The organism is Prosthecobacter sp. (assembly GCF_014879935.1).
Taxonomy (GTDB): domain Bacteria; phylum Verrucomicrobiota; class Verrucomicrobiia; order Verrucomicrobiales; family Verrucomicrobiaceae; genus Prosthecobacter.
Genome location: NZ_JACSRD010000089.1, coordinates 1 through 13,848, shown reverse-complemented (window position 1 = coordinate 13,848; position 13,848 = coordinate 1). Strand labels below are relative to the sequence as shown.

Genomic DNA, 13,848 nt, shown 5'->3' with positions numbered 1-13,848 from the left:
GAGATCAGGAGCCTGAAAAGAACCCCGATGAACGGCCGGTGGTGCCGAAGCCGCCACGGCTCGTCACGGATGAGATGGTTCGGGTGGCGTTGCCATGCTGGACGCCGTTGTGAATCGGCGCTCCCGATGGTTGCAGGCCGTAATCACCCGAACGCGGCACATTCGGGTCCGGTCTGGCCCCAGTTCCGCCACCGAGGGGCATGCTGCTGCCGAAAAGACTGTTGCCACCACGGAAGTAGATCGAGGAAGGCGAATAAGCCTGCGTGCTGTGATAGCGTGACCACCGCCCGCAGCGATAGTAGCCCCAACGCGAGTCGTAGTGGTCGTAGGGGTAAGGAAACCAGGCGGCGCAAGGCTCGTGGTAGTAGCCGAGCTGCGGATCATAGGCATTGTGCGGCGGAAGCGTGCGCGAGACATCACTTCCTGGCCGATAAACAGGCAAACTGGCCCGTGCGGCAGGGCTGAGGGACTCCGGCGGCAGCACCGGCGTGCTGTGCAGATTCACCCGCTCCGGTTCGCGATGGCAACCGGTGACACTGAGGCTGACACCCGCGAGTGTCAGCATGACAACCTTGCTCCGTTTCATCGTCTGCGCGGGTTGAATCAGCCGTTCATGGCGGCCGCGAGGATCAACGACACGCCGATGATCACACTGCCAGCGAGAATCGCGGCGGCGATGTTCTTCTTCTCAAAGATCTCCGCATGGAGGTCTCCAGGGGTCAGTTTGTCGAAAAGCTTGTAACCGATGATCGCCATGAGAATGCCTGCCAGCCCGAAGACGGCGAACAAGACAAGGCCATGGGAGATCGAGTATTCGGCGAGGAGAGGTTGTGAGAGGAGTGACATGCGGGATTGAGATGATTGAGCCACGAGGGCGATGGAGCGTAGGAGACTGGAGAGGGCGGAGAAAAGCCAAATTACAGCTCCGCGCAGATTTTCTCCGCGTCACGTGGCCGGATACTTCACCCGCACGAGATACAAACCACAGGCAGGGGCAGTCTGATTGCTCTGCCGGCCCGTGGGATCATTCAGCAAGCTCGCGAACCACTCCTTCGGCTCACGTTTGCGCGCCACGTGGATCAGGCTGCCGACGATGAGGCGCACCATTTTGTAGAGAAAGCCGTCGCCCTCGAATTCGAACTCCAAAACGTCGCCTTCCTCGCGCACTTCCGCGCGGTGGATGGTGCGCGTGGTTTTGTCCGGCAGCATGCGGCGTTCGGTTTCGGGCATGTCGCCGCGATTGGCGCTCAGCCGGATGAAATTGTGCGTGCCGACAAGTCTTTCGCAGCACCAGCGGAGCGCGTCCATGTCGAGCGGGCCGTACACGTGCCATGCGCGGTCCGCCTCGAAAGGCGAGAGCATGCGCGGCCGCCAGATGCGGTAGCGATACACTTTCCCAGCGGCATCAAAGCGTGCGTGGAACTGCGTAGAAGCGTCCTCGACCTGCAGGACACGAATCGTGAGCGGCAGGCAGGCATTCAGCGCGTTCACCCACGCATCACCGTTCATGCGCACGGTGTCAGGCACATCACCGTGTGCGACCTGCGCCAGCGCATGCACGCCGGCATCGGTGCGGCCGCTGCCCTGCACCTGGGTCACGATGCCGGTGGCCTTTTTGATGGTGGCATTGATTTCATCCTGCACACCGCCGCCGCCGTCCTGGCTCTGCCAGCCTTTCCACGGCGTGCCACAATAAGCGATGGTGAGCCGCAGCCGCTTCCAGCCCGGCGCGGGACCGTGGCGCAGGCCGGCCTTACTTTCGACGTCGCTTCGGCTCATCGCTCCAATCGAGTTCGTAGGATTCGTCCGGCAGCAGAAAGCCCGCCGGACCGCGCTGCTGGTTCAAATACTCCTGCAGGATCACCACGGCGGCGAGCTGGTCCACGATGGCGTTGCGTTCCCGCTTGTTCGTGACGCCGGAACGCGACAGCGAGGCCTCGGCTTCGACGGAAGAGAGCCGTTCATCGACGAAATCGATGGGAATCGAGTGCTGCAGCTCCTTGCCGAGGCTGGTGGCGAATTTTTCGACACGTTCGGCCGCGCCACCTTTCTCGCCGCTCATGTGGTAAGGCATGCCGATGACGATCCGCCCGATGTGCTTCTCACGCACGATGCGGGCGATGGTGCGCTCGGGCTCATGATGCGCGTCGATCGTCTTGAGCGGATTGGCGACGATCTCCATCTCGTCGCTCAGTGCGAGTCCGATGCGCACCGTGCCGTGATCAATGGCGAGAATGCGCGGCATGATTGAAAAAGGTGAGGAAACGGATCAACGCAGCTCCTGCGGGAGGCCATCGACGAGCTTCTTGATCGTCTCTGCGCGGGCGCGGTCGGTCACGAGCAGTCCATCCTTGGCGGCGACGACAATAAGATCCTGCACGCCGATGAGCGCCACGTGCTGGCCGGTCTGGGTGAAGACGATGTTGTTCGAGGCATCCTGCTGCGAAAAGGCGCAGTTGAACTGGTTGCCGTCGCCATCGGTGTTGAGATAACGGCCGACGCTGGTCCAGTTGCCCACATCGTCCCAATCGAAGGTGGATTCGATGTTCAGCACCCGGGAGGCTTTTTCCATGAGCGCGTAGTCGATGGAAAGCTTCGGCAGCTTGCCGAATTGCTTCGCCACGGTGGCGTTGAAGTCCTTGGAACCCCGCAGTTCGGAGACGAAGTCGGCGAGCACCGGACAGTGGCGGCTGAGTTCGCTGAAAATGGCCGGGATCGTCCAGATGAACATGCCGGCGTTCCAGAGGAAGTTGCCCTGCGCGATGAAATGCTCGGCGAGGTCGGGGTTCGGCTTTTCGCGGAAGCGGACGACTTCCCAGGCCGACAAATCGTTCAGGCCGCCGATGCTGGCCTTCCGGCCGCGCTCCACATAGCCGTAGCTGGGGCATGGCCAGGTTGGTTTGATGCCCACGGTGACGAGGTTGCCGCTGTTTTCGGCGGCGATGGCGGCATTCGTCAGCACGCGCTGGAATTCGGCTTTGTTTTGGATCAAATGGTCGGCCGGCAGCACGATCATCGTGGCCATCGGATCACGGGCGACGACCCAGCCGACAGCGAGAGCAATGGCAGGAGCAGTATCGCGTTTCTCAGGCTCGGCCACGATGTTTTCGGGCGGCAGGTCCTTGATGATGGCGCGGACGCTGGCCTCCTGCTGCTTGTTGGTGAGAATCAGGATGTTCTTCTTGGGCACAAGGCCCTCCAATCGATCAATGGTGAGCTCCAGGAGTGTCTTGTCGCCAAAGAGCTTCAAGAGCTGCTTTGGCTGTGCGTCACGGCTGATCGGCCAGAAGCGCTGACCACTGCCTCCGGCAAGAATGAGCGCGTAGCGGGTGGGAGATGCGGCGGATTTGGGCATAACTTGGCTTTCTTAGCTGGAAAGCGGGAAACGGGCAAATTCCTCTTTGGTGAATTGAGCTGTGCGACTATGGTGATTCATGCAAGACAAGTCCTCCGCCCCCAGCTACGAGTCCTACGCCTCCCTGATCGCACCAGCCGCCGCTGGTTGCGCCCTCGGGATCCTGTTTGGGCGTGGCATGCGCCGCGGCTCGTCGAATGTGATCGCCCTCACGCTTCTGGCCGCCAGCACGGCCATCGCGGCCCCGGTCATCGCCGAATTTGTGCAACGCACCGCCAACCGCCCCGGCAGCGAACGCGGCAGCCGCCGTCGTCTGGAAGGCATCCGCAGCCACGGCATGCCGGATGCTGAATCGAGCGAGTTCTATTCACTGGATGCCCCGGACTCGTTTCCGGGTGTGACGCGCTGAATGGTTTTGGAGGCTGTACCGACGGTCTGGTTCGGACGGAGTCGCGTTCTGTGCAATGGCGTGCCGTTCGTAGCCGGGCGATGAGGGTGGCCCCTGCTTCGCTCTTCGAGCTACGGAGGGCATTCTTCGCCTCCTATCGTCGGCGAAGAATGGCGGAGAGGGAGGGATTCGAACCCTCGGTTGCCTTTCGACAACGTCTGATTTCGAGTCAGGTGCCTTCAACCACTCAGCCACCTCTCCTTGTCATTCAGCGGGCCGGAGAGTACCGCGTCCGGCGACGAATGCAAGGCGGGCTTACAATGAGGTCATGCATTTCCAGTTGAGTTCAGGGCCGTCTCGCGGTTTTTGGCCCCGCTATGAAAACCATCTGCCAGCTCCTCTCGGTCTTGATCGGTCTGTTTGCCGCCCTTTGCATGGTGATCGGCATCATCCCGCTGCTGGGAGCGATTCAGTGGCCGGTCCTCGTGTTCTGCGTGGTCGGCATCATCTTTGGCGTGTTCCCTGAACGGAAGATCGGTCTCACGATCAACATCGCCGTCGGCATCGTGGCCTTGGTGCGCCTCATGATGGGCGGCGGCGTGATGTGACGACCGGCAGTTTCACCTTCCCGTGTTTCACGCTGAGATGCGGACTGTGGCGGGACAAAAACCGCCACGGATAATCCACCGCCTGGCTGATGCCGACGCGTATGTCCGTCACGACATCGTGAGTTGAAGCGTCTTTCACCGTGCGCAGACCACAGTCCGCCGGGCGGCCTCGCCCAGACAGGATCGTCCCATGGTCAGCGCCGGTGATGCCGAGCGCCATAGCCAGTTTTCCCGGTCCTGAGCACAGTTCGTGAAGTTTTTCACGCTGACGTCGCTGCTGCATGGCCTCGATGCCGCGTTTCGGCTCCAAAGCACGGATGAGGATCAGTCCGTCGCGTGCTCCACCTTTGACGAGCAGGTTGAAGAGCCAGTACATGCCGTAATTGAAATACACGTAGGCCGTTCCGGGCGGCTTGGAGCGCACAAACTCCCGTGCGGTCGGTCGTGAGGCGGTGTGGCAGGCAGGATCGTCCTCGACCGCGTAGGCCTCGGTTTCGATGATGATGCCCGAGCAGCCTTTCCAGACGAGTTCGACGCCGACGAGATCATGCGCCACGTCGAGAACGTCACGCTCGAAGAAATCGCGTTTCAACCAGCTCATGGCTCACAATCCGGTCGGGTGATCGACAAACTCCCACGGAATGCCGAACTTGGCCTCGATGTGGGCAGAGAGCGCCTTCACGCCGAAGGTCTCCGTGGCGTAGTGGCCGCCGTAGATGAGGTTGATGCCGAGCTCCTCCGCCAGCGTGTAACTCCAGTGCGGCCCTTCACCGGTGATGAAAGTGTCGATGCCGTTTTTTGCCACGGTGGCCACTTCACTGCCTGCACCACCGGTCATGATGCCAATTCTGCGGCAGATCGAGGGACCAGCGGCGCAAACATGCACGCGCGAACCGGTGGCGGCGTGGAGTCGCTTCACCAGCTCGTCACGATCGATTTCGGTCTCGATGCGGGCGCCATTGTCGGTGCCTTTGGTCTTCATGAACGTGCCGCAGGGCTCCAAACTGAGCGCACGGGCCACACCGGCGTCGTTTCCGAGCGTGGGATGAAAATCGAGCGGCAGATGGCAACTGTAAACGGCCAGCCCGGCCTCGATGGCGAGCTTCATCTTCTGAAATACCGGGCCGGTCCAAGGCTGCGCGGTGTTCCAGAACATGCCGTGATGCACGATGAGCAAATCCGCACGTGCTGCGACTGCCTTGTGCATCACCGGCAGCGTCGCATCCACGGCGGCGACGATGCGCGTCACCTTCCCGGCCGCGTTTTCGAGCTGCAGGCCGTTGTAGGCGTTCGGGTAATCGGGGATCTCCGCGATGCGCAGTTCGGTGTCGAGGTAGCGTACGAGGTCGGCGAGATTCATGCTGGACGTTGATGGAGTCGGTTTGATAGCATCCGCACCATGTGCTGCTTCACAGGAAAAGTCGAGGAGGTCAAAAACACGCGCATCTTTGCGCGGCTGGGTGAGCATGGGAATCAGGTCATCATTTACCAGATGTCCCTGAAAGCCGATGCTGATCTCGCGATGGTCCTGCCCATCCCGGTCAAAGAAGGAACCGCCGAAGATGCGGTGAAGTTTTTCGACTTCTCCAAGTATGAGAACGTGTTCTCGGATCTGTGGGAAATGTTTCCGCCGCCGGTCTCGCGAGGCGGCCCGGCCGATCCCTTCGGCGCTGCACCTGCGGACGCCCCCTATTCGCTCAAAGTCGTCTCCGTCGGGGCCTACGATGCCAGCTTTGTGCCGACCATCGCCGACTTCAGCCGGCTTGATGCCCGGTTCCGGCTGCCGGAGGGCGTGTGGGCGAAGTTGCCGGGTTATGCGGATTTCGGCTTCGCAGTTTTCAAATTGAAACCCGGCAACGCCCAGGTGCATCCCATGGCGTTTTCGTTCCCAAGCGCCTTGAGCGGCACCGTCTTCTTTCCCACGCTGCACATCCACGACGGTGAGGTGCATGCGAAGGAGCACTTTGACCACACACTTTATCTGCAAGCCCCGGCGGCCAACCTGTCCCGCGGCGGTTGGCATGAATCACCGGGACTGGCGGTGACAAAGGTCAAATGCGGGCTCACGCACGGCATGATCCGGCCTGATTTGCATGTCTATCAGCAGGTCATGCGCGGGAAATTCGACAACGGCGATGTCGTGGCGAAGGTGCGCGCCGCCTGAACCTGTCACGCATGCCTGAAGTCACCCGTTTCGCTCCCAGCCCCACCGGATGGCTGCATCTGGGGCATGCGTATGCGGCGCTGTTTGCCCACGAAAAAGCCGGGGGTGGCCGGTTTTTGATCCGCCTGGAGGACATCGACGGCACTCGGGCGCGGCCGGAGTATGAGCAGGCGATCTTCGAGGATCTGGCCTGGCTGGGTTTGACCTGGGAAACTCCCGTGCGCCGTCAAAGCGATCACTTCGACGACTATCGCGCAGCTTTGGCAACGCTGGAGGCCCAGGGCGTGTTGTATCCGTGCTTCTGCACGCGACGGGAAATCCAGGAGGAGATCGCAAGGGCTGGAAACGCGCCGCAGGGACCGGACGGGCCGTTGTATCCGGGCACATGTCGAAATCGGAGTGCTGACGAACGCTCGGAACACATCGCAGCAGGCGAGGCGTATGCGTTGCGGCTGGATGTGGCCAAGGCGACGTCTTTGATCAGCGACGAGCTCGTCTGGCAGGATCGCGGTCGCGGCCGTTTCAAGGCGCAGCCTGGTGTGTTTGGCGATGTGGTGCTCGCACGCAAAGACACGCCGGCCAGCTATCATCTCGCCGTCGTGGTCGACGACGCATTGCAGGGCATCACGCTGGTGACACGGGGCGAAGATCTGCTCGAAGCCACGCACCTGCACCGTCTGTTGCAGGCGCTATTGGGGCTCCCGGTGCCGGAATGGCATCACCATCGCCTCATCACCGACGAAAGCGGCAAACGTCTCGCCAAACGCGATGATGCCCGCTCCTTGCGCAGCCTGCGTGCGGCAGGCTGGCCGCCAGCACAGGTGAAACAGGCGCTGCTTTGATCAAAACACGAACGGTGGGGGCACGATTTGCACGCCACCTCCGCCGAGCGGGTTCCCCTTCGTCTCCTCGATCTCGGACACGACGCCATCTTTGAAACTGACGCCCAGGGTGCCGACCTCGACCTTCACATAAACCACCGTCTGCACCAGATTGCCGAAGGCATCGCGGCCCGTGGTGGTCTGCGGCACGCGATCATAGATGCTGAACTCGAGCTTTTCCTCCTTGCCCTGCGCATTGACCTTCGCGCTGGTGCGGGAGGGCTTGCCAAGCGACGCCTGCACCTCCTGACTCGTCATTCCGAGAGCCACCTGATGGTTCTGGATGAGTTCCTCGACCTTCGCCGTGCGCTCATGGAGCTTTTTGAGGTTGGTGGCCAGATTCGGATCAGGCGAAATGACATCGGTCTGGCGGACCCAGCCTGCGACATCCCCGTGGCGGGCACGGCCACGAACACGGTAGGCCGTGTCCGACATGGCGATCAGCATGACCAAGGTTCCAGGTGCGAAGGAACCCAGGGCTCCCTGGAGCTTGCTGCTGGGATAAACCGGTGCCTCCAACTGCACTTTGACCACGACAGGCTTCGGCGTCATGCCTTCCACGGAAAAGGTGCCCGGATCCAGAGTCTGGAGGGAGGATTTGTTCCGGGGAGAGGGAGTGACCACCTGCGCCTGGGCCGCTTGAGTCACAAACAAGGTGAGGAGGATCAAACGGATCGCTTTCATGGGGTGCGCTTGGGGTTCGGAGTTGAGAATACCCGACTCCGACGCCCCACGGCAACCTTTTGTTCGACGGCTCAAGGCTTTCGCGTATCCCTGCCCGCTTCATTCGACATTCGTCATTCTGATTCAGTCATTCCCAGCCATGCCCAACGGACCTCTTTCCACCAAGCTCTTCGATCTCGCCAAGCAGTACATCCCCGGCGGCGTGAATTCGCCCGTGCGCGCCTTCCGCAATGTCGGAGGCGATCCGTTTTTCGTGAAGCGGGCCAAAGGCTGCCGCATCTACGACGTGGATGATCGCTGCATGATCGACTACGTGGGCACCTGGGGCCCGGCGATCCTCGGCCATGCGCCGATTCCGGTCATCGAGGCGATTCATCGTGCGGCAAAAGAAGGCGTCAGCTTTGGCATCCCCAACATCTACGAGGTCGAAATGGCCAAAACGATCTGCGAATGGGTGCCGAGCATCCAAAAAGTGCGAATGGTCAGCAGCGGCACGGAGGCCACGATGAGTGCCATCCGCCTCGCACGCGGATTCACGAAGCGTGATCGCCTGGTGAAGTTCGACGGGTGCTACCACGGCCACAGCGACAGTCTTTTGGTCGCTGCGGGCAGCGGGGCGCTCACGCATGGCAATCCAGACAGCGCGGGTGTACCGAAGGATTTCGCGGCTTTGACCAGCGTGCTGCCTTTCAACGACGAAGCGGCCCTGGAGGAGCTTTTTGAGCAAAAAGGCCCCGAAATCGCCTGCGTGATTGTGGAGCCGTATCCGGCCAATGCGGGCCTCATTTTGCCCAAACCGGGCTTTTTGGCCAAACTGCGCGAAATCACCGCCAAACACGGCGCGCTGCTCATTTTCGACGAAGTCATGACCGGCTTCCGCCTCGCCAAAGGCGGCGTGCAGGAGCTGGAGGGCATCACGCCGGACCTGACCTGCCTCGGCAAGGTCATCGGCGGCGGTTTGCCCGTCGGTGCGTTCGGCGGACGTGCGGATGTCATGGATTACCTCGCGCCGATCGGCCCGGTGTATCAGGCGGGCACCTTGAGCGGCAATCCGGTGGCGCTCGCCGCCGGTCTCGCGCAGCTCCGCGAGATCGAAAGACTCGGCGGCTACTCGTTGCTCGAAAATCTCGGCCAAACCATGGAAGACGCCGTGCTCGACGTGCTCAAGAAGAAGGGCCTCGGCTACAAGTGGTATCGCAAGGGCAGCATGTTCTGCCTCTTCTTCACCGAGAAAGACGTTCACAGCCTGCAGGACGCCAAAACCAGCGATCTGGCCGCCTTCCGCAAATTCTTCCACCACTGCCTCGACAACGGCGTGTACTTCGCGCCAAGCCAGTTCGAAACCGGCTTCATCAGCATGGCCCACAGCAAAGTGGACCTCGACCAGACCGCCGAAGTCGCCGCCGCGGCGCTGGCAGCGCTTTGAGGAGCGTTAATCCAGACGCACGGATCTTACGCCCGGCCCGACCTCATCCACCTCGAACTTCACGGGCAAAAACTGCTCGATGAGAGCGATGTTCGTGCGCGTGTGATCCGTGATGGCCAGCGTGTGAAACACACCGCCGCCCGCGAGGGCCATGGGCAGCAGCAACTGATCCGCCAGATGGGTGCCCACTGGCGCTGGCGAGGCCAGGTAACCACGCAAACTCTTCGCCGCGCTAATCGCCACGGATTCGGCCGATCTTCCAAGCTGCGCGATGCCTGCGGTGATCTCGCAGATGTTCGCGAAACGGGCGCCGAGCATGATCGCGTTGCCTGGGCCGATGCTGTCGTTCGCGTAACGAAGGTCGATGTGGTTTTCAGGCCACTCGAGCAGCTTCGATGCGGTGATGATCTCGCGTTTCGCGATCTCGCCCGGCAAATGCGCGTGCAGGACGCGGCCAAAAGTCTCCACAAACTCGCCGCGATCGGTGAGCTTGAGCTTCTTCCACTTTTTGATCGGCGTGATTTGAGCCGTGAGCACGCCGCCGCCGGCCTGCATGAAGCCGGGACGCTCCAGCGTGACCGTGGCATCGACTCCCATGCTCCAGAGCACGGGCAGGAAGCATTGCTCGATGAATTCAAAGGGCGGAGCCATCGGGTTGTGCGTGCCGCCTTCGATGCGCAGCGTGCTGGAGGCTTCGGCATGAAGCAACGCGGGCAAAAGGGTCTGCAACACGAGCGTGGTGCTGCCACCGGAGCCGATGGCAAAGCGGTAGTCGCCCGCCGCGATCTTGCCGGGCGTGAAAACGAGCTCCGTGGAGCCCATTTCGGCTCCTTCGACCTCCGCGCCGCAGACTTCCGCCGCCGCTTTCACGCAGGTGAGGTGCTGACGCATCAGCCCGGGCTTCGGTCGCTTCCCACGGATGTTCGTCATGCGAAACGCCCGCCCGGTGACCAGCGCCAGCGACAACGAAGACCGCAGCAACTGCCCGCCGCCGGATTCGCCGGAGATGGAGAGGATTGAGGTGTTTTTCGTGAGGGATTCAGGCATTGCGGGTTTTCGGGTGGGAGTTTAGAATGCAAATGTTATGAGCGCGATCACCTTTGAGCTTCCCATCACCGGCATACCCGACATCCCTCTGCGGGACGGCACGCCGTTTCGTGGCTTTTTCAAAGCTGGGAAGATGCATGTGACGGTGGAGGCTGAGTTAGAAAAGCAGCCTTCCACGGTGTCCAAGAGCGGAAATGCTGCCCGTCGATACATTGATTCGGTGCGCGGGGCCTTGACGATGCCGACCCAGGAGGAGTTTGATGCGGACCCGCGCTTCGAATATCTCTTCAAGAAGCATGTGCTCTGCATTCCCTCGGATGAAATTTTCAAAGAAGCTCCATGAGACTCTTCTTTACCCGAAGCAATCCATATGAGCGCCAGCATTTCCTGGAGTTCGATGCTTATCTGACCCAGCCGTTCCGCCCGCCCACTGTCTTCCTCGACCGGAAGCTGCTGTGCCAACGCCATGCCCAAGCTTGGCTTCTCGGAGAGTTTTTCCGCCAGCTTTGGACACCTGGCGCGAAAGCCGGTGCGATGACAGCCTATGGTAAAATGGGAGGATTTTGCGGTGTAGAAATGGCGGGGGTATGGCAAAAGGCCGTGTCGATCAAGCCACCGCTCCAAGCACCGATTCTGCATCAGATGAGGCAAGAACAACCTTGGGCAAGCGCTGGCATCCAAGATTCAATCGAAAATCTCTTCGACCGCTTTCTCCAATGGGCTTCGACTAATGATGAATGTAGAAGGAGCATCGGCCAACTTTTAGACAAGACAAACGGTCAATCGGATGAAGCCGAGTGGCCCAACTTTGTGGGATTTTGCAGGAAGAAATTCCAGGATGGCGTGGAAGAGTGGAAGCAGGACTACAAATCGCTGCTGGAGACATGGAACAGCATAGATAGAACGAATGCCAATGAGCGCTCAAAAGCCAACGCCATATGGCAACAACTCAATTTTTACTGGAGCAAAACGGTCATCGAGACACTGGGGGACAGCGGCATTTTGCCACGCTACGGCTTCCCCATCGGTCTCACCAAGCTTCAAGTTTTGGGTGAAACAAACACGTATTTCAGGGGAGCTGAGGAATCCTCCGCTCGGCTTCAGCGGGACTCCATTCTTGCCCTGCGAGAATACGTTCCAGAATCAAAAATTGTGGTCGGTGGCAAGGTGCTGACTTCTCAGGGCATTCTGAAAAGCTGGCTAAACGACAATACACTGGGTTTGCATGGAAGGTTTGTTCGCGCAGGAAACTATTTCGACTACAGCACCACCGACCAGCCACCCCAAATGCCGTCTGGAATGAAGGGTGAAATTGGTTGTATGATCTTCCCAAAACACGGGTTTGTCACTGCTCGCTGGCAGGAGCCAACGGAGAATGATGAACCGGAGCGTGTCGGAGTAGTCACTGTCCACACCCGTGCATTCGAGACACCTCAGAATATCGAGAATCTGGGAAGTCTCTTTGGGAGTCTTTCAGGAGTCATGGCTGAATATAAAGATCGTGGTGAAATCTTGGTCCTGAACGGTGGGGCAAACGGCACTGGTTATGCTGTCTGCCAAAGGTGCGGGTTCTCTGCCAGCGAACGTCCCAGAGGGCATCCAGATTATAACAGGCATCCAACCGAATACTCAACTCACCGTTCAGTATTCGCCAAGAAGGAGACAAAGGGTCAGCAAAAACGTCCGTGCGGTGGAGATGCCTGGAGAGAACGCTATTTTGCGGCCCGTCAGATCACCAATTTGCTGAGTATCACCCTTCCCAGCCATCTTTCCGGTTCCAACGAGGTCGTCTTGCGCACCATCGGCCAAGCACTGCGCCTCTCCGGCTGTCAAATGCTCGGACTCGACCCACGGGAGATTCGATACTTGGATCCCGTGCCAGATCATGCCACGGGGCTTTATCGTTCCATCGTGCTCTATGACGCACTGGCTGGAGGTTCTGGCCATCTGCTCGAACTGTCTCGTGAAGACAAAGCCTCGACATGGCTGAAAGAAGCCCACCATCTGCTGGCACCCGATGTCGAGGACATGAAGCTGAGGCATCATATCGCCATGAAACGCCTTCTGACAGCGGACTGTCTGGAGGCGCTTGATCCATGCGGGGCTGCTGATGCCTTTAAGGCGCTCTTGATGAAATGAGTTCCTGATGCCAGCCCACGCACGCTTTATCGTCCTCACACCGAGACCAAGCATCTCCAAATCTCGTCCGATGAAGCACGAAACGACGCTCCAGCATGAAGTCCGCGATTTCCTGTCTCGTGGCCGGTTTGCCGAGGAAAATCGGCTGACTCAGCACGACACGGAAAATAGGTTACAGGGCTTCGGTGATCTCAGAAAAGTTCCGCTCAAAAGCCTTCATGCCTTCGGCGCGGTCGATGCCAGCAGCCTTTCGCTTCTCAGCCAGCGCCCGTGCTCTTTTCACCAAAGCCAGTGCCTCCGGGCTGTGGCGCTGCTGACGGCGTTCGTTCATCGCCACCTCCATCTTGATGAAGCGAAGTAAGCGATCCTGCAGCCCCGGCACCGCACGGGCCTTCTCCGACAGATCAGCGGGCAGATCGATGAAAGGGTTGGCGGTTGCGTTCATGGTTTCAAAATAAGGAACTACGGCCAGAGCGTCAATCGACCGCAGCGTCCGAAATTCGTTGGAAGCCCGACCTTTTCAAACAGCTTCACCTGCTCGTCCCATGCCTCGCGAGTCACCGTCGGTTGCTCGCGAACCATCCGTGCCAGACGCTCGCGGTCGGCGTGGCAAATCTCCTCAATGCTGGCAAGTCCGGCTGACATGTTGGAATGCTATTGGGTGTCGGCTAGGTTCGCAAGTTCAGGGCTGCGTCGGATACGCCGCCAGAAATTCCTCGGGTGTCATCACGGAGATGGCGCTGGCTTTGAAGTCCTTGGTGTTGCGGGTGATGAGCACGTCGGCACCACAGGCCTCTGCGGCGACGAGTTGGAGTGCGTCTTCGAAGTCAGTCATGCCATAAGCGATGGCTCTGTTGGCGTCAGACTTTGTGGTTTCGGCGACTTTGGCCCATTCGAGCAATTCGGTGACCGTTCTGATCGCGTAAGTTGTCGATTTGGTCCGGTTGCGAACCACATAGTGGATGTTCGAGAGCGAGTGCCAGGCGATCCAGCCTTCATGGATGCCATCGCCACACAGGCAGATGCATTCATCACTTGCCTTTGTTCCCGGCTCTTTGAGTGGGGAGTTCAGCAGCACGCTGGTGTCAAAGAAGGGCGCTTCGCTATGCTGGGTGGGTAAAAGCTGAAGGGATTTGCAGGTCGAGACGGCCGGCCA

19 protein-coding genes and 1 tRNA gene are annotated in these 13,848 nt (G+C 59.9%); 7 read left to right on the top strand and 13 right to left on the bottom strand.

Annotated features, from left to right (window positions below):
* Positions 1-4: 4 nt before the first annotated feature.
* The 5 genes from IAE77_RS05080 to IAE77_RS05060 all read right to left on the bottom strand — a co-directional run bounded on the left by IAE77_RS05080 (position 5) and on the right by IAE77_RS05060 (position 3,355).
* The gene (locus IAE77_RS05080; RefSeq protein WP_294222796.1) at positions 5-565 is read right to left on the bottom strand and encodes a hypothetical protein; all 561 of its coding nucleotides are present in this window, start codon (positions 563-565) and stop codon (positions 5-7) included.
* A 38-nt stretch (positions 566-603) separates the two neighbouring features.
* Positions 604-846 (bottom strand): DUF350 domain-containing protein, encoded by a 243-nt coding sequence (locus IAE77_RS05075; RefSeq protein ID WP_294222794.1) that lies wholly within the window; start codon positions 844-846, stop codon positions 604-606.
* Between the two features lie 99 nt (positions 847-945).
* On the bottom strand, positions 946-1,779 hold the full coding sequence (gene truA / locus IAE77_RS05070) for a tRNA pseudouridine(38-40) synthase TruA (protein ID WP_294222791.1): 834 nt from the start codon (positions 1,777-1,779) through the stop codon (positions 946-948).
* Positions 1,754-2,245 carry a Holliday junction resolvase RuvX gene (gene ruvX, locus IAE77_RS05065; protein WP_294222788.1) on the bottom strand — a complete coding sequence of 164 codons (492 nt, stop codon included), beginning with the start codon at positions 2,243-2,245 and terminating at the stop codon, positions 1,754-1,756. Before ruvX ends, truA begins: the two co-directional genes overlap by 26 nt.
* Positions 2,246-2,269: 24 nt before the next feature.
* Positions 2,270-3,355, bottom strand: coding sequence for a mannose-1-phosphate guanylyltransferase (locus tag IAE77_RS05060; protein ID WP_294222786.1), 1,086 nt, complete (start codon positions 3,353-3,355; stop codon positions 2,270-2,272).
* A 79-nt stretch (positions 3,356-3,434) separates the two neighbouring features.
* Between IAE77_RS05060 and IAE77_RS05055 the strand changes: the two genes are divergently transcribed.
* Positions 3,435-3,764, top strand: coding sequence for a hypothetical protein (locus IAE77_RS05055; protein WP_294222783.1), 330 nt, complete (start codon positions 3,435-3,437; stop codon positions 3,762-3,764).
* A 150-nt stretch (positions 3,765-3,914) separates the two neighbouring features.
* Here the strand turns inward: IAE77_RS05055 and IAE77_RS05050 are convergent.
* Positions 3,915-4,004: transfer RNA gene (locus tag IAE77_RS05050), tRNA-Ser, on the bottom strand.
* 116 nt (positions 4,005-4,120) lie between these two features.
* Between IAE77_RS05050 and IAE77_RS05045 the strand changes: the two genes are divergently transcribed.
* On the top strand, positions 4,121-4,351 hold the full coding sequence (locus tag IAE77_RS05045) for a hypothetical protein (protein WP_294222780.1): 231 nt from the start codon (positions 4,121-4,123) through the stop codon (positions 4,349-4,351).
* On the opposite strand, the gene IAE77_RS05040 is transcribed toward IAE77_RS05045, so the two are convergent.
* Positions 4,326-4,952 carry a DNA-3-methyladenine glycosylase gene (locus IAE77_RS05040; RefSeq protein ID WP_294222777.1) on the bottom strand — a complete coding sequence of 209 codons (627 nt, stop codon included), beginning with the start codon at positions 4,950-4,952 and terminating at the stop codon, positions 4,326-4,328. The two genes, IAE77_RS05045 and IAE77_RS05040, sit on opposite strands and share 26 nt — an antisense overlap.
* 3 nt (positions 4,953-4,955) lie before the next feature.
* Positions 4,956-5,711, bottom strand: coding sequence for a Nif3-like dinuclear metal center hexameric protein (locus tag IAE77_RS05035; protein ID WP_294222775.1), 756 nt, complete (start codon positions 5,709-5,711; stop codon positions 4,956-4,958).
* A gap of 39 nt (positions 5,712-5,750) precedes the next feature.
* Between IAE77_RS05035 and IAE77_RS05030 the strand changes: the two genes are divergently transcribed.
* Complete coding sequence (locus IAE77_RS05030; protein WP_294222772.1) at positions 5,751-6,515, top strand: hypothetical protein; 765 nt, start codon at positions 5,751-5,753, stop codon at positions 6,513-6,515.
* 11 nt (positions 6,516-6,526) lie between these two features.
* The gene (gene gluQRS, locus IAE77_RS05025; RefSeq protein WP_294222770.1) at positions 6,527-7,357 is read left to right on the top strand and encodes a tRNA glutamyl-Q(34) synthetase GluQRS; all 831 of its coding nucleotides are present in this window, start codon (positions 6,527-6,529) and stop codon (positions 7,355-7,357) included.
* Here the strand turns inward: gluQRS and IAE77_RS05020 are convergent, their stop codons facing one another.
* Positions 7,358-8,080: a hypothetical protein gene (locus IAE77_RS05020; protein WP_294222765.1), complete on the bottom strand. Its 723-nt coding sequence runs from the start codon at positions 8,078-8,080 to the stop codon at positions 7,358-7,360.
* A gap of 139 nt (positions 8,081-8,219) precedes the next feature.
* On the opposite strand from IAE77_RS05020, the gene hemL reads away from it, so the two are divergent.
* Positions 8,220-9,506, top strand: a complete 1,287-nt coding sequence (gene hemL, locus IAE77_RS05015; protein ID WP_294222763.1) for a glutamate-1-semialdehyde 2,1-aminomutase — start codon at positions 8,220-8,222, stop codon at positions 9,504-9,506.
* A 6-nt stretch (positions 9,507-9,512) separates the two neighbouring features.
* Here hemL and rtcA read toward each other — a convergent pair whose 3' ends face one another.
* Positions 9,513-10,553: an RNA 3'-terminal phosphate cyclase gene (rtcA, locus tag IAE77_RS05010; protein WP_294222761.1), complete on the bottom strand. Its 1,041-nt coding sequence runs from the start codon at positions 10,551-10,553 to the stop codon at positions 9,513-9,515.
* Positions 10,554-10,590: 37 nt separating this feature from the next.
* Here rtcA and IAE77_RS05005 point away from each other — a divergent pair, with 37 nt between their 5' ends.
* Positions 10,591-10,896, top strand: a complete 306-nt coding sequence (locus IAE77_RS05005; protein ID WP_294222758.1) for a hypothetical protein — start codon at positions 10,591-10,593, stop codon at positions 10,894-10,896.
* The gene (locus IAE77_RS05000; protein ID WP_294222754.1) at positions 10,893-12,692 is read left to right on the top strand and encodes a DUF1998 domain-containing protein; all 1,800 of its coding nucleotides are present in this window, start codon (positions 10,893-10,895) and stop codon (positions 12,690-12,692) included. Before IAE77_RS05005 ends, IAE77_RS05000 begins: the two co-directional genes overlap by 4 nt.
* A 172-nt stretch (positions 12,693-12,864) precedes the next feature.
* Here the strand turns inward: IAE77_RS05000 and IAE77_RS04995 are convergent, their stop codons facing one another.
* The 3 genes from IAE77_RS04995 to IAE77_RS04985 all read right to left on the bottom strand — a co-directional run.
* Positions 12,865-13,137: a hypothetical protein gene (locus IAE77_RS04995; protein WP_294222751.1), complete on the bottom strand. Its 273-nt coding sequence runs from the start codon at positions 13,135-13,137 to the stop codon at positions 12,865-12,867.
* Positions 13,138-13,154: 17 nt separating this feature from the next.
* Complete coding sequence (locus IAE77_RS04990; protein WP_294222749.1) at positions 13,155-13,337, bottom strand: hypothetical protein; 183 nt, start codon at positions 13,335-13,337, stop codon at positions 13,155-13,157.
* Positions 13,338-13,374: 37 nt separating this feature from the next.
* Positions 13,375-13,848, bottom strand: a 474-nt coding sequence (locus IAE77_RS04985) for a PIN domain-containing protein (protein ID WP_294222745.1), incomplete at its 5' end; no start/stop codon positions are given.